We start from the raw sequence: 18,901 nt of genomic DNA on the forward strand, positions 1-18,901 counted from the left end.
TGAGAAGGCTATGAATAGAAAGTCGGAATCGGCAGGGACTGGTTCAGCGCCCAGTCGCCCAGTTCATGGAGTTTGTAATCCACCGGGTCGTGCAGGGTTTGCGTGCGCAGGTTGCGCCAGTGCCGGTCCAGGCTGAGCGAGGCATGAGTGGAGCGCGCCCCGGTCACTTCGAACAACCGGCTACAGAGTTCCAGGCCGTTGCGGGTGGCGGCGACCTTGGCCGTGGCGATGGCAGTGGCAAGATGCCCACGCTCCTCGGCGCTGAGGTTCGGGCCCTTGGCCCAGGCCTGGTCGAGCAAATGGGCGGCACGCTCAACCAGCAGGCGGACGCCTTCGAGCGCCACCCAGAACTCGCCGTAATGGCCAAGCACATAAGGATCCTGACGCACATCCTGAGCAGTGGATTTGTGCCACGGCCGGGTTTCGGTGAGGGTGTATTGCCGAGCCTCTTCGAAAGCGCCTTCGGCAATGCCAAGGAACATGTGGGTGAAGGTCAGCTGGGCGATCAACGGGCGCAGGCAGGCAAACGGTGTGCTCAACGGCCCCGGATCCAGCAGCAACTCCGACTCTTCGACCCGCACCCGCTCGAAAGTCGCGCTGCCGCTGTCGGTCTGGCGCTGGCCCATGTTGTTCCAGTCGTTGTGCAAGGTGATGCCGCTGCGGCCGCTGGGAATGGCGGCGATCAACAGTTTGCCGCCAGCACTTTCGTCTACAGCCGAGGCTATCAGCATTTGCGAATCGCTGGCGCCGGAGCAGAAGCTTTTCTTGCCGGAGAACTCGCGCCAACCACCGAGGTTCTTCACCACGGTGCGGGTATCCAGCGGGTTGAGGGCGTTGCCCCAGAACCAGTTCTTGCGCGCGGTCTGCTCGAACCACGGCTGCCATTGCTCGGGCCGGGCGAACAGGCGCACGGTGGCGAGCATCAGGTGATGGAAGCCGAAGACATGGGCAATCGAACTGTCGACCTTGGCGAATTCGCGCACGATGGTCAGGGTTTCACTCCAGCTGGCGCCGAGGCCGCCGTACTGGGTGGGAATGCTCAAGGCGAGCAGACCGCTGTGGCGCAAGGCGTCACGTTCGGCCTTGGGCGTGCCACCGCGCTCGTCGCGTTCGACGGCGGTCAGGGCAAATTCGGCGGCCAACTGGCGGGCGGTTTGCAAGGGGGATAACAGGGCGCTTTGCGGCTTGGCGGTCACGCGGGGTTCCTTTTTGAGATCGAAGCAGATCCCCTGTGGGAGCGGGCTTGCTCGCGAAAGCGTTCGTACAGTCGACATCTACTTTGAATGTTACGACGCCTTCGCGGGCAAGCCCGCTCCTACAGGGGATTGCTTGTCAGGCCGTGGCTTTGGCGGGCAGTACGTCGTTGGCAATCATTTCGCCAAACGGCCCGGTGAGGTTGGTCACCCCACGCCCGGCCAGACTGGCATACGGCTCGGGCAACAGCGGGAACACCAGCTCGGCAAAGCGATAAGCCTCTTCAAGGTGCGGATAGCCGGAGAAGATGAAACTCTCGATCCCCAGGTCCGCATACTCCTTGATCCGCGCCGCCACTTGCTGCGGATCACCCACCAGCGCTGTCCCGGCACCGCCGCGCACCAGGCCGACACCGGCCCACAGGTTGGGTGCGATCTCCAGGTTGTCACGGCGTCCGTCATGCAGTGCTGCCATGCGACGCTGACCTTCGGAATCGAAACGCGAGAACGATTTTTGTGCCGCGGCAATGGTCTCGTCGCTGATGTGTTCGATCAGTTTATCCGCGGCCTTCCAAGCCTCTTCGGCCGTCTCGCGCACGATCACGTGCAAGCGAATCCCGAACTTTACCGTGCGTCCGTTGCGAGCCGCGCGCTCGCGCACGTCGGCGAGTTTTTCCGCCACGGCGGCCGGCGGTTCGCCCCAGGTCAGGTAGACATCTACCTGCTCGGCGGCGAGCTCATGGGCCGCTTCGGAAGACCCGCCGAAGTACAGCGGCGGATAGGGTTTCTGCACGGGCGGGTACAGCGCCTTGGCGTTTTGCACCTGCAGGTGTTTGCCTTCGAAGTCCACCGATTCGCCTTGCAGCACCCGGCGCCAGATCTTCAGGAATTCGTCGGTGACTTCGTAGCGCTCGCTGTGATCGAGGAAAATGCCGTCACCACGGTTTTCATCCGGGTCGCCGCCGGTCACCACGTTGATCAGCAGGCGGCCATTGGACAGCCGATCCAGGGTGGCCGCCATGCGTGCGGAGACGGTCGGCGAGATGATGCCCGGCCGGATCGCCACCAGGTAACGCAGGCGTTCGGTCAGCGGCACCAAGGCCGAGGCGATCACCCACGAATCTTCGCAGGAACGTCCGGTGGGAATCAGCACACCGTGGTAGCCAAGGCTGTCGGCAGCTTGAGCTACCTGTTTCAGATAGTTGAGCGTTACCGGGCGAGCGCCCTGGGTAGTGCCCAGGTAATGGCCGTCGCCATGGGTTGGCAGAAACCAGAAAACATCCATGAACAAATCCTTAAGCGATTTTCAGCAGATTTTTGGGGTGCACGCCGAACAACGGCGCCGCGCGTTCTGCAGCCAGTTGAATGCGGGCCTTGAGCAGTTCACTGGTTATCTGGTAGTTGGAGAAGTCGGCTTCGGTGGCATAGACGCCAATCGGCAAGGTCAGGGCCTGGAAGAAACTGAACAGCGGCCGCAGCTGATGATCGAGGACCAGCGCATGCCGTTCGCTGCCACCGGTGGCTGCCAGCAACACCGGGGTGTCGATCAGCGCGTTCAAGTCGATCAGATCGAACAGGTGCTTGAGCAGGCCCGGGTAGGAACCGCGATACACCGGCGCGGCTACGATCAGCAGGTCGGCGTTCTCAATGGCTTGCAGCTCGGCTTCAATGTCCGCACTCAACTCCTGGCGGGACAGCGCCGAGCCCAGTGGCCGGGCGATGTCACCCAGCTCGATCAACTTGCTCTCGATCGGCAATTGCTCGGCCAATTGCGCCAGCAGCGCCTGGGTCAGCACCAGGGTGCGGGACGGCCGCCAGGTACCGCCGGAGAGGGCAACGACTTTCAATGGGCGCGACATGATCAGTTCCTTTTTAAACAGTTGCTCTGGGAGCAGTGAGTAGTCACTGGGCTGAGCAAAAGCTGTACCAATCCCTCGGAGCCCCGGTTTACGAGGCTTTCAGCGCAACGGTCGGAAGACACTGTTCGATTCGAAGGGCTGTTTGTTGAATGACTGTTGCCTGGACAACAGTTGCGTGGGCAACAGTTTTTGCGGCGATGGAGTTGTTATAAAGGGTGTTTGTTATTCCTCAAAAGACCAATGATTGATATTTATAGATCATTTGGAAATATGTGGGGTTTGTGTAGGAGCTGGCTTGTCGGATCGCCGCACCGCAGCGAAGGCGGCCGCAAGATCTCCACCGGGTTCGACGGCCTCTTCGCCAGCAAGCCGGCTCCTACAGGGGGCAGCGATCAAATCTCGATACCGACTATCGAGAGCGTTGATTTCTACCCAGCCAACGGCGCGAGTAGCCTGTGTTCATTGCCCGAACCCAGATTCCAGGACACCAGAACATGAAACCCCTACTCGCCACTATCCTGCTGCTCGCCGCCTCCGTTCTCGCCGGATGCGCCAGTCATGTTTCCCCGGAACTACGGCCCTACACCGCTGAAGAAAGCAGGGAGTTGGCGCTGGAGGCGTTGAATCGTCGCGGCTTGTCCTTCGACGAATACCACGCAAAAAAAGCCGAACTGCTCGGCGAACCGCAGCAGTCGTTCAGCTTCGACAAACAGGGTGAAATGAATGCCGAACGCGCCGTACAGCTTCACGGCCGCCCAAGCTGAGCGACTGTACTGCTCGAAGTTTCACGCAACTGTCCGTGGGTTTCGCCCCAGGTGTGCGATAGGGTCGATACCTGACTGACCCGGATGGACTGCCAACGATGACACTCTCGCTCGATCTGCTGTTGGGCTTTGCCCTGTTTGCCCTGGTGACCTCGATCACTCCCGGCCCGAACAACACCATGTTGCTGGCATCGGGCGTGAATTTCGGTTTTAACCGCACCATTCCCCACATGCTCGGTATCACCTGCGGCTTCTTCGTCCTGGTCGTCGCCGTGGGTTTCGGCCTGGGCGCGGTGTTTCAGACTTATCCATTGCTCTACACCGTGCTGCGTTACATCGGCGCGGCGTACTTGCTGTACCTGGCGTGGAAAATCGCTCACTCGGGGCCGGTTTCCGACAGCGAGCAAGGGCAGGCCAAGCCGATCAGCTACCTGGGCGCGGCGGCGTTTCAATGGGTCAACCCGAAGGCCTGGATCATGGCCATCGGTGCCATCAGCACCTATACGCCGATGCAGGGGTATTTCACCAATGTGATCGTGATCGCCGCGGTCTTCGCTCTGATCAATTTGCCGAGCGTCAGTGTCTGGGCCGCTTGTGGCACGCTGTTGCGCAATGTGCTGAAGGATCGCCGCTGGTTGCGCCTGTTCAACTGGGGCATGGCGGCGTTGCTCGTGGTTTCGTTGTATCCGATGTTGCTTGAAAGCTTTAGCTGACGCGTTGCTTCAACCGGTTGCCCGATGCCTGTTAAGCTCGACTTCAGGAGCGTTCCTACGCACTTTTAAATGAAGTTGTGCTTCTTTAACGGCCTCTGATCAGGTATTTCTAACGTTCTTGACGATCGGCGCAGCTCACGAGGTTGCGTTTTGACCGTTCGGTAACGCGCTTCCTGATCCCGGAACACGCTCTGCGAGTCTTCTATGAATAAACGTCCACTGTATTTCGACTACGCCGCCACCACGCCGGTGGATGAGCGGGTCATCCAGGTCATGGTCGAGTGTCTGGGTTTCAACGGCAATTTCGGCAACCCGGCGTCCAGCTCCCATGCGTTCGGCCAGCAGGCCCGGCAATCGGTCGAGCAGGCACGGCAGCAGGTGGCGCAGCTGGTAGGCGCCCAGGCGCAGCAGATCGTCTGGACCTCCGGCGCCACCGAATCGAACAACCTTGCCCTCAAGGGCGTGGCCCAGGCTCGCGGAGTTCCCGGCGGCCATATCATCACCAGCCAGATCGAACACAAGGCCATTCTCGACACCGCGAGGCAATTGCAGGATGTCGGTGTTGCCGTGACTTACCTGGTGCCGGACGCGGAAGGCCTGATCACCCCGCAGGCGGTCAGCGAGGCGATGCGCGAGGACACCTTTCTGGTCTCGCTGATGTTGGTCAACAATGAGTTGGGCACCGTCAATGACATCCCCGCCATTGGCCAGGTCGTGCGTGATCGCGATGCCTTGTTCCATGTCGACGCGGCTCAGGGCGCAGGCAAAGTGGCGATCGACCTGGCCGAATGGCCGGTGGACCTGATGTCGTTTTCCGCCCACAAGATTTATGGCCCCAAAGGCATCGGTGCACTGTATGTCGGCCCTCGCGCGCAGCAGCGCTTGCAGGCGCAGATCCACGGCGGCGGTCACGAAGGCGGTTTGCGCTCCGGAACGCTGGCGACCCACCAGATTGCCGCCATGGGCGTGGCCTTCGCATTGGCGGCGCAAGTGTTCGACGAAGAAAAAGCCATGATCACGCGTCTACGTGAACGCTTGCTCGAACCACTGCTCGACATTCCCGGCGTGCGTCTCAATGGCAGTGCGACCCAGCGCATTCCCCATACCCTGAGCCTGACCTTCAACGAAGGCGGGTTCAGCTCTGCGGCGCTGAGCACCTCGATCGCGTTTTCCGCGACCTCGGCCTGTAACTCCGCCAGCAATGCGCCCTCCCATGTGCTGCTGGCCCTGGGGCACAACGCGCGCTCGGCGAGTCGCACCATCCGCCTGAGCCTGGGACGCTTCACCACCGAGCAGGATGTCGATCAAGCGGTACACCTGATTAAAGCGGCCTGCGCCAGTGCTCCGGCATTCTGGGCGACAGCGCCATAAAGCGCCGGCTTCGATCGGCACTCAACAATAATGATGAAGTGGTTAGCAGGAGACACGATGAGTACGCAGCCTTCGATCAATGGATCGGTGCCCGAGCGCCTGGCGCACACCCGCGAGCTGATGAGCCGGGAGGGTATCCATGCCCTGCTGGTGCCGTCGGCCGATCCGCACCTGTCGGAATACCTGCCGGGCTATTGGCAAGGACGGCAGTGGTTGTCGGGCTTCCACGGCTCGGTCGGCACGCTGATCGTGACCAGGGACTTCGCCGGAGTCTGGGCTGACAGCCGCTATTGGGAACAAGCGACCAAGGAACTCCAGGGCAGCGGCATTGAACTGGTCAAGCTGCAACCGGGTCAACCGAGCCCGCTGGACTGGCTGGCCGAGCAAACCCCCGAAGGCGGCGTCGTCGCGGTGGATGGTGCGGTGATGGCCGTGGCCTCGGCGCGTACCCTGGGTGGCAAGCTCGAGGACCGCGGCGCGCGGCTGCGTACCGACATCGATCTGTTGAGCGAAGTCTGGAGCGACCGTCCGAACCTGCCGAACGAACCGATCTATCAACACTTGCCGCCGCAGGCGACGGTCAGCCGCGGCGAAAAGCTCGCCAAGCTGCGCGAAGTGTTGAAAGAACGCGGTGCCGACTGGCATTTCATCGCCACCCTCGATGACATCGCCTGGCTGTTTAACCTGCGCGGCGGCGATGTGTCGTTCAACCCGGTATTCGTCTCTTTCGCCTTGATCAGCCAGCAGCAGGCCACCTTGTTCGTCGCCCTGAGCAAAGTCGATAGCGAGCTGCGCGCGATCCTCGAACAGGACGGCGTGACCCTGCGCGATTACAGCGAAGTGGCCGATGCCTTGCGGGCCGTGCCAAGCGGCGCGAGCCTGCAAGTTGATCCGGCGCGGGTCACGGCGGGTTTGCTGGATAACCTGGATAGCGGGGTGAAACTGGTCGAAGGCCTCAACCCGACGACATTGGCCAAGTCGCAGAAAAGCCTGGCCGATGCCGAGCACATTCGTCAGGCCATGGAGCAGGACGGTGCGGCGCTGTGTGAATTCTTCACCTGGCTGGAGTCGGCATGGGGTCGTGAACGCATCACCGAACTGACCATCGACGAACACCTGACCGCCGCGCGTACCCGACGTCCGGGTTATGTGTCCCTGAGCTTCAACACCATCGCCGCGTTCAACGCCAATGGCGCGATGCCGCATTACCACGCAACCGAGCAAGAGCATGCGGTGATCGAGGGCGACGGTCTGTTGCTGATCGACTCCGGCGGCCAATACCTGGGCGGCACCACCGACATCACGCGGATGGTCCCGGTCGGTACGCCGACCGCAGAACAGAAACGCGATTGCACGCGGGTGCTCAAGGGCGTGATCGCCTTGTCCCGTGCCCGGTTCCCGAAAGGCATCCTCTCGCCATTGCTGGATGCCATCGCTCGGGCGCCGATCTGGGCCGAAAGTGTCGACTACGGGCACGGCACCGGTCACGGCGTCGGTTACTTCCTCAACGTTCACGAAGGACCGCAGGTCATCGCCTATCAGGCGGCAGCCGCGCCGCAAACCGCCATGCAACCCGGCATGATCACTTCCATCGAGCCGGGTACCTACCGTCCGGGCCGCTGGGGTGTGCGGATCGAGAACCTGGTATTGAACCGCGAGGCGGGCAAAAGCGAATTCGGTGAGTTCCTGGAATTCGAAACCCTGACCCTGTGCCCGATCGATACCCGCTGCCTGGAGCCATCGCTGCTGACCGAGGATGAAAAGCAGTGGTTCAACGCTTACCACGCCGAAGTGCGCGAACGGCTGAGCCCGCTGCTCGACGGTGCAGCCCTGGAGTGGTTGCACACCCGAACCGCTGCTATTTGATTGGCAGGAGTTCAGGCGCTGTTGCCAGCGCCTGGCTCATGTAGTCGACAAAGGCTTTGACTCTGGCGGATTGGCGACGATTCGCCGGGGACACGGCATGAATCGGCAGCGAGTGCGCAGTGTAATCCTGCAGGATCGCCCTCACTCGCCCGGCCTTCAGATCCTCGCTGAACAGCCACACTGGCGACAGCGCAATGCCCAGCCCTCCCAACACCATCTCGCGGATAGCCTCAGAGTTATTGCTTTGCGCATTACCCTTGATCCGCACTTCGTGGCGTTGGGCATCTTTTTCGTAAACCCACAGGTTTTGACTGTTTAGCAGGTTGAACTGCAGGCAATTGTGTTTGCTCAGTTCTTCCGGAGTTTGCGGCTGGCCGTGTTGCGCCAGGTAGTCAGGTGCGGCAATGGTCATCCGGTGGGTGGTGCCGATACGGCGGGCAATCAGGCCGCTGTCGTTGAGCTCGCCGATCCTGAACGTGACATCCAGCCCTTCGCTGAGCAGATCCTGATTCTGATCGCTCAGTTGCAGATCAATGTGCACCTGAGGGCACTGTTTGAGGAAGTCCGGCAGTCGCGAAGCAATCTGCAAGCGACCAAAGCTCACTGATGAACCCACTCTCAGGTTACCGGCAACGCTTTCACGCCCGGACTGAAAGCTGTGTTCTGCGGCGTCGACGGCCGCGAGGATTTGCCGGCATTCGTTGTAGTAGCGCTGACCTTCGTCGGTCAGGGACAGATGTCGGGTACTGCGGGAAATCAGTTTTCCACCCAGCCCGGTTTCCAGTGCTCGCAGGACTTTACTGATGGTCGGCTGGCTGGTTTGCAGTTCCCGGGCAACGGCGGAAAAGCTGCCACGTTCGACCACCCGGACGAAGATGGCCATTGCATTGAGTTTATCCACGGGGCTTCTCATTCATGCCAATGGGGCATGCTCACTATAGCTATATGGCGTCTTATCGGCATGAGTGAGTGAGAGGAAGATCGGCCTACCGCCACCTCCGATGGAATTCGCGAAATGACTGATTTACTCGAAATGCATGCTCTGATTGTTGATTCGGCCAATGGGCCGTTACGTTTTGCCTCCATTGCGCGGCCTGTGCCTGAGGCGGGTCAAGTATTGGTCAGGATCAAGGCCAGCGGAGTGAACCCTTTGGATGGAAAGATTCGCTCGGGTCAGGCTGCTCATGCCCGTCAACCTTTGCCGGCGGTGTTGGGAATGGATCTGGCGGGAACGGTAGAGACCGTGGGCGAGGGCGTCGGCGGATGGCTGCCGGGCGATGAGGTCTACGCGATGGCGACCGGAATCGGCGGAGCCCAAGGTTCTCTGGCAGAGTTCGCGGTAGTCGATGCGCGCTTGCTGGCCCACAAACCGAACAACTTGAGCATGCGCGAGGCAGCAGGCTTGCCGTTGGTACTGATCACCGCGTGGGAAGGGTTGGTGGACCGGGCCAGGGTGCGAGCGGGTCAAAAGGTATTGATCCACGGTGGGGCGGGTGGGGTCGGCCATGTTGCCGTGCAGATCGCCCGGGCTTTCGGAGCCGAGGTGTTTGCCACTGGCTCTGAACGGCAGCGGGCGGTAATAGAAGGTTTCGGCGCAACCTTTATTGATTACCGCAAGGTGTCGGTTGAAGAGTATGTGGCCGAGCATACGGCCGGCGAGGGTTTCGACATCGTCTACGACACGGTGGGCGGTGAAACACTGGATGCGTCCTTCAACGCCGTGCGGGTTTACGAAGGACATGTGCTGAGTTGCCTCGGCTGGGGGCAGCACAGTCTTGCACCCCTGTCGTTTCGTGGGGCGAGCTATTCCGGGGTCTTTACCTTGTTACCCCTGCTGACTGGCAAGGGGCGGGAGCATCACGGGCAGATTCTTCGGGATGCGGCTCGGTTGATTGAAGCGGGCCAGCTACTTCCTTTGCTCGACCCTCGGCAGTTTACGCTGGACACCGCCGAAGCCGCCCATGAGCTGCTCGTGTCCGGCGCTGCTCAGGGGCGGTTGGTCGTCGAGATTTAACTCAGGGCTTCAATCACGAACTCCAGTCGATCCTGACCAAAGAACAACTCACCCTCGACAAAGATGCTCGGTGCGCCAAATACACCCCGTTGCACTGCTTTTTCAGTGTTGTCTTTGAGCGCGGCCTTGACTTCCTCATCGGCGGTCAGGGCCAGTACTTCTTCTGGATGGAAGCCGTTCTGCGTCAACACCGTCGCGACGGTCGCCAGGTCATCGAGGCTGCGGCCTTCAACCCAGAGCGCGTGGAACAGGCAGTCGATGAACGCCTGAAAGCGTTGCGGATGGCGCATTTGCATGCCCGTGACGGCACGCATGAGCATCAGGGTGTTGATGGGGAAGTGCGGGTTGAATTTCAGTGGCACGCCGTAGCGCCGGGCATAGCGATCCAGGTCTTGAAACATGTAGCGGCCTTTGGCCGGGATGGTCGCCGGGGAGGCGTTGCCCGTGGCTTTGAAGACACCACCCAGCAGGATCGGAATGTAGATCAACTGGCTGTCGGTCTGTGCGCAGATCTTAGGCAGTTGGGTATAGGCCAAATACGTAGCAGGGCTGCCGAGATCGAAGAAGAACTCCACGGTTTTGCTCATGGTCGATGTGCTCTGATTATTGTTGTAGGGGATGGGCTTACCAACGCTCGTTCCACGGACGCAAGTCCAGTTCGAAGGTCCAGGCGTCCCGGGGTTGGCTGTGCAGGTACCAATAGTTCTCAGCGATGTGTTCGGGGTTGAGGATGCCGTCCTGATCCTTGGTTGCGTATTTCTCCGGGAAGCTGTCGCGGATGAAGTCAGTATCGATGGCGCCGTCGACGACGACATGGGCGACGTGGATATTCAGTGGGCCCAATTCCCGGGCCATGCTTTGCGCCAGTGCGCGAATCCCGTGCTTGGCCCCGGCAAACGCCGCAAACCCTGCCGCACCGCGCAGGCCGGCCGTAGCGCCGGTGAACAAAATAGTCCCCCGTTGACGCGTGACCATGCGCTTGGCCACCTCGCGGCCGTTGAGAAATCCTGAAAAGCAGGCCATTTCCCAGATCTTGAAATACTTGCGCGCGGTTTCATCGAGAATGCTGCACGGCACATTCGCACCGATGTTGAAGACGAACGCTTCGATGGGCCCGATTTCGGTTTCGATCTGCTCGACCAGCGCAATCACCTCTTCTTCCTTGCGCGCATCGCAGGCGAATCCATGGGCTTGTGCGCCACTGGCCTGGATGGCGTCCACCAGCGGCTGGAGTTTGTCCGCGCTGCGCCGAGTGACACAGGCCACAAAACCTTCACGGGCAAAACGCTTGGCGATGGCGCCGCCAGTGGCATCCCCTGCGCCGACGACCAGTACGACCTTGTTGTTATTCATGACTGGATCCCTTTGATGAACGATCGTTAACTAAACGAACGTTATGCTACGATTCGACAGGCGTCAAGGTGTTCAAATCTGAGGGTAAGGCACATGCGGTACTCGGCCAGTCACAAGCAGGAAACCAAAGAGAAGCTGCTGCAAAGCAGTGCGGAGTCGGCCAAGCAGTCCGGTTTTTCGACGGTAGGTGTCGACAGTTTGATGAAAGCGATCGGCTTGAGTGGCGCGGCTTTCTACAGCCACTTCTCGTCGAAGGATGAACTGTTCGCGTCAATCGTCGAGCGAGAGCTGGGCCAGAGCCTGGCCCGATTGGGGGCTGATCAGGACCGGGGCAAGCTTGAGCGTTGCCTGAAGCATTACCTGAGCATGGCCCATGTCGAGCATCCGGGATCCGGTTGTGCTTTGCCCGCCTTGGGAGCGGAGATTGCCCGTTCGGACATCGCGACTCGCCAGCAGGCGGAGCACTGGATCTGTCGGCTCCAGCAGAGTTGGGCGCGAATCCTGGGAAGCGACAGCCTGGCCTGGGCAATTCTGTCGCAATGCGTCGGGGCCTTGGTCGTGGCGCGTATGTTGGCCACCCCGGATGTACAGCGCTCGGTGTTGAAATCCAGTTACGAAGAGATAGGCCGCCAGATCGCCGGTCCCCGCACCTGACTTGGCGGCATTACCCTATTTGCAGATGACGATCATGCTGCGGCTGGTGTAGCCGGCAGGATTGAGACCAAATGGATAATCGCCAGGTTCTTCCACGGTATCGCCGGACTTGGCGATGACCTTGTAACCCTTGGGGGCGCACGAATTGACAGCACTGGTGTAGCACTTGTCCCAGGAGGACGACAGCCCGGAACAGTTGATGTGCAGCCCTTTCTTGCCGTGTTTGATCGTGGGTTTCGACGTCGCCGCGCAGCCCGCAACGGCCAACACGACGATCAGTATCAACATTCGTTTCATTACTGTCCTTATAGCGTCCCCGGATCTTGATGCCCGGGTTTGGCAGCATTCGCTTTCGCTGGAAGCGTCTCCGATGTCCCTTTCCTGAAAAATCCATGTCTGGCACCGGGTTACGGTCTTAAACATGGCCTAATTGCGCGGTAAATACCAGACCCTCGTTAAAGGCTGATATCAATCCGCTACGACGGCGGGCTTGACGGCGTTGCCCATGGTCATGGTTGCGCCGACGGACGCCAGAATGATGCACAGGATGGCCATCCATTGTGACAGTGAGAGGTATTCCTGGAGGAACAGCAGGCCGGACAGTGCGCCGATCGCCGGTTCGATGCTCATCAGTGTGCCGAAGGTCCGCGCCGGCATGCGGGTGAGGGCGACCATCTCCAGGGTGTACGGCAGTGCGGTGGACAGCAGGGCAACGCCGATGGCGATGGGGATCAGCGACGGCGTCAGCAAGGCGGCACCAGCGTGGACGATGCCGATCGGGGCAACGAACAGTGCAGCGATCATCACCCCCAGTGCTGCGGTCTGTACGCCATTGTCGGCACCGGCTTTTTGTCCGAACAGGATATACAGCGCCCAGCAGACACCCGCGCCCAAGGCATAGCCGGCACCTGCCAGATCGATACTGGCGGAGGTGGCTCCAGTCGGTATCAACAGCATCAGGCCGGCAGCGGCCAGGGCGATCCACAAGAAGTCGATGGCACGGCGCGAGGCATAGATGGCGACCGCCAGGGGGCCGGTGAACTCGAGTGCAACCGCGATACCCAGGGGCACGGTGCGCAAGGACATATAGAAGAGGAGGTTCATGCCGCCCAGCGCCATGCCATAGACAATGACGGTGCGCAGGGATTTTGCCGTGAGCGTCGCCCGCCACGGACGCAGTATCAGCAGCATGATCACGCTGGCAAAAATAAGGCGCAGGGTAGTCGTCCCCTGGGCACCTACAACGGGAAACATGCTTTTGGCCAGGGAAGCTCCAGACTGGATCGATGCCATGGCTATTATTAGCAGGCCCACCGAGAACAGGGTCGAGGCAAGACTGCGGGGCTGGTCGTTCATGCGTGGCATCGTCCAAGGAAGGAAGCGAGAGTGTAGATGTATGTGTTGGGCAATATACTGCGCATTCGTCGCCGTCGCGTCTATATATAAGCGGCGATTTCGAACATCCTGATAGAAATGCGTAATCAGGGCTTGACGGCAGAATCTAGAAGTCTATAATTCGCCCCACTTCCGGCGCAGTCGAAACGGAAAACTCCTTGGTAAACAAAGAGTTAAGCAGTTTTCGGCAGCGAGGTGCTTCAGGTTATCGAAGCCTGGAAGGAGTTGGTAGGGCAGTGTGTTGTCGCCTTATTAACGATTCGATCTTCTCGGTCGAAGCGGTGTAAAAGAGGTGTTGACAGCAGCGACTAACGCTGTAGAATTCGCCTCCCGCTAACGAGAGATCGGAAGCGCAAGTGGTTGAAGTTGCAAAGGAAACTTTGAAAACTTCTGAAAATAACCGCTTGACAGCAGCAGAGGAAAGCGTAGAATGCGCGCCTCGGTTGAGACGAAAGATCTTAACCAACCGCTCTTTAACAACTGAATCAAGCAATTCGTGTGGGTGCTTGTGGAGTCAGACTGATAGTCAACAAGATTATCAGCATCACAAGTTACTCCGCGAGAAATCAAAGATGTAACCAACGATTGCTGAGCCAAGTTTAGGGTTTCTTAAAAACCCAAAGATGTTTGAACTGAAGAGTTTGATCATGGCTCAGATTGAACGCTGGCGGCAGGCCTAACACATGCAAGTCGAGCGGCAGCACGGGTACTTGTACCTGGTGGCGAGCGGCGGACGGGTGAGTAATGCCTAGGAATCTGCCTGGTAGTGGGGGATAACGCTCGGAAACGGACGCTAATACCGCATACGTCCTACGGGAGAAAGCAGGGGACCTTCGGGCCTTGCGCTATCAGATGAGCCTAGGTCGGATTAGCTAGTTGGTGAGGTAATGGCTCACCAAGGCGACGATCCGTAACTGGTCTGAGAGGATGATCAGTCACACTGGAACTGAGACACGGTCCAGACTCCTACGGGAGGCAGCAGTGGGGAATATTGGACAATGGGCGAAAGCCTGATCCAGCCATGCCGCGTGTGTGAAGAAGGTCTTCGGATTGTAAAGCACTTTAAGTTGGGAGGAAGGGCAGTTACCTAATACGTATCTGTTTTGACGTTACCGACAGAATAAGCACCGGCTAACTCTGTGCCAGCAGCCGCGGTAATACAGAGGGTGCAAGCGTTAATCGGAATTACTGGGCGTAAAGCGCGCGTAGGTGGTTCGTTAAGTTGGATGTGAAATCCCCGGGCTCAACCTGGGAACTGCATTCAAAACTGACGAGCTAGAGTATGGTAGAGGGTGGTGGAATTTCCTGTGTAGCGGTGAAATGCGTAGATATAGGAAGGAACACCAGTGGCGAAGGCGACCACCTGGACTGATACTGACACTGAGGTGCGAAAGCGTGGGGAGCAAACAGGATTAGATACCCTGGTAGTCCACGCCGTAAACGATGTCAACTAGCCGTTGGGAGCCTTGAGCTCTTAGTGGCGCAGCTAACGCATTAAGTTGACCGCCTGGGGAGTACGGCCGCAAGGTTAAAACTCAAATGAATTGACGGGGGCCCGCACAAGCGGTGGAGCATGTGGTTTAATTCGAAGCAACGCGAAGAACCTTACCAGGCCTTGACATCCAATGAACTTTCCAGAGATGGATTGGTGCCTTCGGGAACATTGAGACAGGTGCTGCATGGCTGTCGTCAGCTCGTGTCGTGAGATGTTGGGTTAAGTCCCGTAACGAGCGCAACCCTTGTCCTTAGTTACCAGCACGTAATGGTGGGCACTCTAAGGAGACTGCCGGTGACAAACCGGAGGAAGGTGGGGATGACGTCAAGTCATCATGGCCCTTACGGCCTGGGCTACACACGTGCTACAATGGTCGGTACAGAGGGTTGCCAAGCCGCGAGGTGGAGCTAATCCCAGAAAACCGATCGTAGTCCGGATCGCAGTCTGCAACTCGACTGCGTGAAGTCGGAATCGCTAGTAATCGCGAATCAGAATGTCGCGGTGAATACGTTCCCGGGCCTTGTACACACCGCCCGTCACACCATGGGAGTGGGTTGCACCAGAAGTAGCTAGTCTAACCTTCGGGAGGACGGTTACCACGGTGTGATTCATGACTGGGGTGAAGTCGTAACAAGGTAGCCGTAGGGGAACCTGCGGCTGGATCACCTCCTTAATCGACGACATCAGCTGCTCCATAAGTTCCCACACGAATTGCTTGATTCATTGAAGAAGACGATTTAGAAGCAGCCCGAAATTGGGTTGTAGCTTGGTTGGTTAGAGCACACCCCATGCTTTGTGGTAAAGAGCAGGGTGAGGTCGGCCTGAGTAGCTCGAAATTGGGTCTGTAGCTCAGTTGGTTAGAGCGCACCCCTGATAAGGGTGAGGTCGGCAGTTCGAATCTGCCCAGACCCACCAATTTTGCTTGTGTGGGAAACGCCTGTAGAAATACGGGGCCATAGCTCAGCTGGGAGAGCGCCTGCCTTGCACGCAGGAGGTCAACGGTTCGATCCCGTTTGGCTCCACCACTACTGCTTCTGTTTGTTGAAAGCTTAGAAATGAGCATTCCACCAAGACGGTGATGAATGTTGATTTCTAGTCTTTGATTAGATCGTTCTTTAAAAATTTGGGTATGTGATAGAAAGATAGACTGAACGTTACTTTCACTGGTAACGGCTCAGGCTAAGGTAAAATTTGTGAGTTGCTCTTAATTGAGTATTATCGAATTTTCGGCGAATGTCGTCTTCACAGTATAACCAGATTGCTTGGGGTTATATGGTCAAGTGAAGAAGCGCATACGGTGGATGCCTTGGCAGTCAGAGGCGATGAAAGACGTGGTAGCCTGCGAAAAGCTTCGGGGAGTCGGCAAACAGACTTTGATCCGGAGATGTCTGAATGGGGGAACCCACCTAACATAAGTTAGGTATCTTAAGCTGAATACATAGGCTTAAGAAGCGAACCAGGGGAACTGAAACATCTAAGTACCCTGAGGAAAAGAAATCAACCGAGATTCCCTTAGTAGTGGCGAGCGAACGGGGACTAGCCCTTAAGTGGCTTTGAGATTAGCGGAACGCTCTGGAAAGTGCGGCCATAGTGGGTGATAGCCCTGTACGCGAAAATCTCTTAGTCATGAAATCGAGTAGGACGGAGCACGAGAAACTTTGTCTGAATATGGGGGGACCATCCTCCAAGGCTAAATACTACTGACTGACCGATAGTGAACTAGTACCGTGAGGGAAAGGCGAAAAGAACCCCGGAGAGGGGAGTGAAATAGATCCTGAAACCGTATGCGTACAAGCAGTGGGAGCCCACTTTGTTGGGTGACTGCGTACCTTTTGTATAATGGGTCAGCGACTTATTTTCAGTGGCGAGCTTAACCGAATAGGGGAGGCGTAGCGAAAGCGAGTCTTAATAGGGCGTCTAGTCGCTGGGAATAGACCCGAAACCGGGCGATCTATCCATGGGCAGGTTGAAGGTTGGGTAACACTAACTGGAGGACCGAACCGACTACCGTTGAAAAGTTAGCGGATGACCTGTGGATCGGAGTGAAAGGCTAATCAAGCTCGGAGATAGCTGGTTCTCCTCGAAAGCTATTTAGGTAGCGCCTCATGTATCACTGTAGGGGGTAGAGCACTGTTTCGGCTAGGGGGTCATCCCGACTTACCAAACCGATGCAAACTCCGAATACCTACAAGTGCCGAGCATGGGAGACACACGGCGGGTGCTAACGTCCGTCGTGAAAAGGGAAACAACCCAGACCGTCAGCTAAGGTCCCAAAGTTATGGTTAAGTGGGAAACGATGTGGGAAGGCTTAGACAGCTAGGAGGTTGGCTTAGAAGCAGCCACCCTTTAAAGAAAGCGTAATAGCTCACTAGTCGAGTCGGCCTGCGCGGAAGATGTAACGGGGCTCAAACCATACACCGAAGCTACGGGTATCACTTAGGTGATGCGGTAGAGGAGCGTTCTGTAAGCCTGTGAAGGTGAGTTGAGAAGCTTGCTGGAGGTATCAGAAGTGCGAATGCTGACATGAGTAACGACAATGGGTGTGAAAAACACCCACGCCGAAAGACCAAGGTTTCCTGCGCAACGTTAATCGACGCAGGGTTAGTCGGTCCCTAAGGCGAGGCTGAAAAGCGTAGTCGATGGAAAACAGGTTAATATTCCTGTACTTCTGGTTATTGCGATGGAGGGACGGAGAAGGCTAGGCCAGCTTGGCGTTGGTTGTCCAAGTTTAAGGTGGTAGGCTGGAATCTTAGGTAAATCCGGGATTCTAAGGCCGAGAGCTGATGACGAGTGTTCTTTTAGAACACGAAGTGGTTGATGCCATGCTTCCAAGAAAAGCTTCTAAGCTTCAGGTAACCAGGAACCGTACCCCAAACCGACACAGGTGGTTGGGTAGAGAATACCAAGGCGCTTGAGAGAACTCGGGTGAAGGAACTAGGCAAAATGGCACCGTAACTTCGGGAGAAGGTGCGCCGGTGAGGGTGAAGGACTTGCTCCGTAAGCTCATGCCGGTCGAAGATACCAGGCCGCTGCGACTGTTTATTAAAAACACAGCACTCTGCAAACACGAAAGTGGACGTATAGGGTGTGACGCCTGCCCGGTGCCGGAAGGTTAATTGATGGGGTTAGCTAACGCGAAGCTCTTGATCGAAGCCCCGGTAAACGGCGGCCGTAACTATAACGGTCCTAAGGTAGCGAAATTCCTTGTCGGGTAAGTTCCGACCTGCACGAATGGCGTAACGATGGCGGCGCTGTCTCCACCCGAGACTCAGTGAAATTGAAATCGCTGTGAAGATGCAGTGTATCCGCGGCTAGACGGAAAGACCCCGTGAACCTTTACTATAGCTTTGCACTGGACTTTGAATTTGCTTGTGTAGGATAGGTGGGAGGCTTTGAAGCGTGGACGCCAGTTCGCGTGGAGCCAACCTTGAAATACCACCCTGGCAACTTTGAGGTTCTAACTCAGGTCCGTTATCCGGATCGAGGACAGTGTATGGTGGGTAGTTTGACTGGGGCGGTCTCCTCCTAAAGAGTAACGGAGGAGTACGAAGGTGCGCTCAGACCGGTCGGAAATCGGTCGTAGAGTATAAAGGCAAAAGCGCGCTTGACTGCGAGACAGACACGTCGAGCAGGTACGAAAGTAGGTCTTAGTGATCCGGTGGTTCTGTATGGAAGGGCCATCGCTCAACGGATAAAAGGTACTCCGGGGATAACAGGCTGATACCGCCCAAGAGTTCATATCGACGGCGGTGTTTGGCACCTCGATGTCGGCTCATCACATCCTGGGGCTGAAGCCGGTCCCAAGGGTATGGCTGTTCGCCATTTAAAGTGGTACGCGAGCTGGGTTTAGAACGTCGTGAGACAGTTCGGTCCCTATCTGCCGTGGACGTTTGAGATTTGAGAGGGGCTGCTCCTAGTACGAGAGGACCGGAGTGGACGAACCTCTGGTGTTCCGGTTGTCACGCCAGTGGCATTGCCGGGTAGCTATGTTCGGAATAGATAACCGCTGAAAGCATCTAAGCGGGAAACTAGCCTCAAGATGAGATCTCACTGGGACCTTGAGTCCCCTGAAGGGCCGTCGAAGACTACGACGTTGATAGGTTGGGTGTGTAAGCGCTGTGAGGCGTTGAGCTAACCAATACTAATTGCCCGTGAGGCTTGACCATATAACACCCAAGCAATTTGACTACTCGAAAGAGCATCAGATTGCGGTGTGTGAAGACG

14 protein-coding genes, 2 tRNA genes and 2 rRNA genes are annotated in these 18,901 nt (G+C 57.7%); 10 read left to right on the forward strand and 8 right to left on the reverse strand.

All coding sequences use genetic code 11. The features are described from left to right. Positions 1-8: 8 nt before the first annotated feature. The 3 genes from ACA041_RS07335 to msuE form a co-directional block, all read right to left on the reverse strand. The gene (locus tag ACA041_RS07335) at positions 9-1,196 is read right to left on the reverse strand and encodes an acyl-CoA dehydrogenase family protein (RefSeq protein WP_497440513.1); all 1,188 of its coding nucleotides are present in this window, start codon (positions 1,194-1,196) and stop codon (positions 9-11) included. A gap of 136 nt (positions 1,197-1,332) precedes the next feature. Continuing rightward, positions 1,333-2,478: an FMNH2-dependent alkanesulfonate monooxygenase gene (gene ssuD, locus ACA041_RS07340; RefSeq protein ID WP_497440514.1), complete on the reverse strand. Its 1,146-nt coding sequence runs from the start codon at positions 2,476-2,478 to the stop codon at positions 1,333-1,335. 10 nt (positions 2,479-2,488) lie between these two features. Continuing rightward, a complete protein-coding gene (gene msuE / locus ACA041_RS07345; RefSeq protein WP_497440515.1) occupies positions 2,489-3,052 on the reverse strand; it encodes an FMN reductase in 564 nt (187 codons plus the stop codon). A 494-nt stretch (positions 3,053-3,546) separates the two neighbouring features. On the opposite strand from msuE, the gene ACA041_RS07350 reads away from it, so the two are divergent. The 4 genes from ACA041_RS07350 to ACA041_RS07365 all read left to right on the forward strand — a co-directional run bounded on the left by ACA041_RS07350 (position 3,547) and on the right by ACA041_RS07365 (position 7,766). Then, positions 3,547-3,816: a hypothetical protein gene (locus tag ACA041_RS07350; RefSeq protein ID WP_497440516.1), complete on the forward strand. Its 270-nt coding sequence runs from the start codon at positions 3,547-3,549 to the stop codon at positions 3,814-3,816. Positions 3,817-3,914: 98 nt separating this feature from the next. Then, positions 3,915-4,529, forward strand: a complete 615-nt coding sequence (locus ACA041_RS07355; RefSeq protein ID WP_497440517.1) for a LysE family translocator — start codon at positions 3,915-3,917, stop codon at positions 4,527-4,529. Positions 4,530-4,733: 204 nt separating this feature from the next. After that, the gene (locus tag ACA041_RS07360) at positions 4,734-5,900 is read left to right on the forward strand and encodes an aminotransferase class V-fold PLP-dependent enzyme (protein ID WP_497440518.1); all 1,167 of its coding nucleotides are present in this window, start codon (positions 4,734-4,736) and stop codon (positions 5,898-5,900) included. A 57-nt stretch (positions 5,901-5,957) separates the two neighbouring features. After that, on the forward strand, positions 5,958-7,766 hold the full coding sequence (locus ACA041_RS07365; RefSeq protein ID WP_497440519.1) for an aminopeptidase P family protein: 1,809 nt from the start codon (positions 5,958-5,960) through the stop codon (positions 7,764-7,766). On the opposite strand, the gene ACA041_RS07370 is transcribed toward ACA041_RS07365, so the two are convergent. Beyond that, entirely contained in the window at positions 7,759-8,679 is a 921-nt protein-coding gene (locus ACA041_RS07370; protein WP_497440520.1) for a LysR family transcriptional regulator, read from the reverse strand. The two genes, ACA041_RS07365 and ACA041_RS07370, sit on opposite strands and share 8 nt — an antisense overlap. Positions 8,680-8,781: 102 nt before the next feature. Here ACA041_RS07370 and ACA041_RS07375 point away from each other — a divergent pair, with 102 nt between their 5' ends. Next, complete coding sequence (locus ACA041_RS07375; RefSeq protein ID WP_497440521.1) at positions 8,782-9,780, forward strand: zinc-dependent alcohol dehydrogenase family protein; 999 nt, start codon at positions 8,782-8,784, stop codon at positions 9,778-9,780. On the opposite strand, the gene ACA041_RS07380 is transcribed toward ACA041_RS07375, so the two are convergent. Together ACA041_RS07380 and ACA041_RS07385 are read right to left on the reverse strand one after the other, a co-directional pair. Beyond that, positions 9,777-10,367, reverse strand: a complete 591-nt coding sequence (locus ACA041_RS07380) for a 2-hydroxychromene-2-carboxylate isomerase (protein WP_497440522.1) — start codon at positions 10,365-10,367, stop codon at positions 9,777-9,779. The two genes, ACA041_RS07375 and ACA041_RS07380, sit on opposite strands and share 4 nt — an antisense overlap. Positions 10,368-10,404: 37 nt before the next feature. Next, entirely contained in the window at positions 10,405-11,133 is a 729-nt protein-coding gene (locus ACA041_RS07385; protein WP_497440523.1) for an SDR family oxidoreductase, read from the reverse strand. Positions 11,134-11,226: 93 nt separating this feature from the next. Here ACA041_RS07385 and ACA041_RS07390 point away from each other — a divergent pair, with 93 nt between their 5' ends. Further along, positions 11,227-11,787, forward strand: coding sequence for a TetR/AcrR family transcriptional regulator (locus tag ACA041_RS07390; RefSeq protein ID WP_497440524.1), 561 nt, complete (start codon positions 11,227-11,229; stop codon positions 11,785-11,787). Between the two features lie 15 nt (positions 11,788-11,802). Here the strand turns inward: ACA041_RS07390 and ACA041_RS07395 are convergent, their stop codons facing one another. Further along, positions 11,803-12,084 (reverse strand): hypothetical protein, encoded by a 282-nt coding sequence (locus ACA041_RS07395; RefSeq protein WP_497440525.1) that lies wholly within the window; start codon positions 12,082-12,084, stop codon positions 11,803-11,805. Positions 12,085-12,255: 171 nt separating this feature from the next. Next, positions 12,256-13,143 carry a threonine/homoserine exporter RhtA gene (gene rhtA, locus ACA041_RS07400; RefSeq protein ID WP_497440526.1) on the reverse strand — a complete coding sequence of 296 codons (888 nt, stop codon included), beginning with the start codon at positions 13,141-13,143 and terminating at the stop codon, positions 12,256-12,258. A gap of 668 nt (positions 13,144-13,811) precedes the next feature. Here rhtA and ACA041_RS07405 point away from each other — a divergent pair. From ACA041_RS07405 to ACA041_RS07420, 4 genes are all read left to right on the forward strand, one after another. Then, positions 13,812-15,350, forward strand: a 16S ribosomal RNA gene (locus ACA041_RS07405). Between the two features lie 165 nt (positions 15,351-15,515). After that, positions 15,516-15,592 (forward strand) — tRNA-Ile (locus tag ACA041_RS07410). A 34-nt stretch (positions 15,593-15,626) separates the two neighbouring features. Further along, positions 15,627-15,702 (forward strand) — tRNA-Ala (locus tag ACA041_RS07415). Positions 15,703-15,951: 249 nt separating this feature from the next. After that, positions 15,952-18,843: ribosomal RNA gene (locus tag ACA041_RS07420) — 23S ribosomal RNA — on the forward strand. Together the 16S and 23S rRNA genes with 2 tRNA genes alongside form the textbook arrangement of a ribosomal RNA operon. The last annotated feature ends 58 nt before the right edge of the window (positions 18,844-18,901 follow it).

The sequence above is a fragment of the Pseudomonas sp. LBUM1676 genome, from assembly GCF_059695605.1.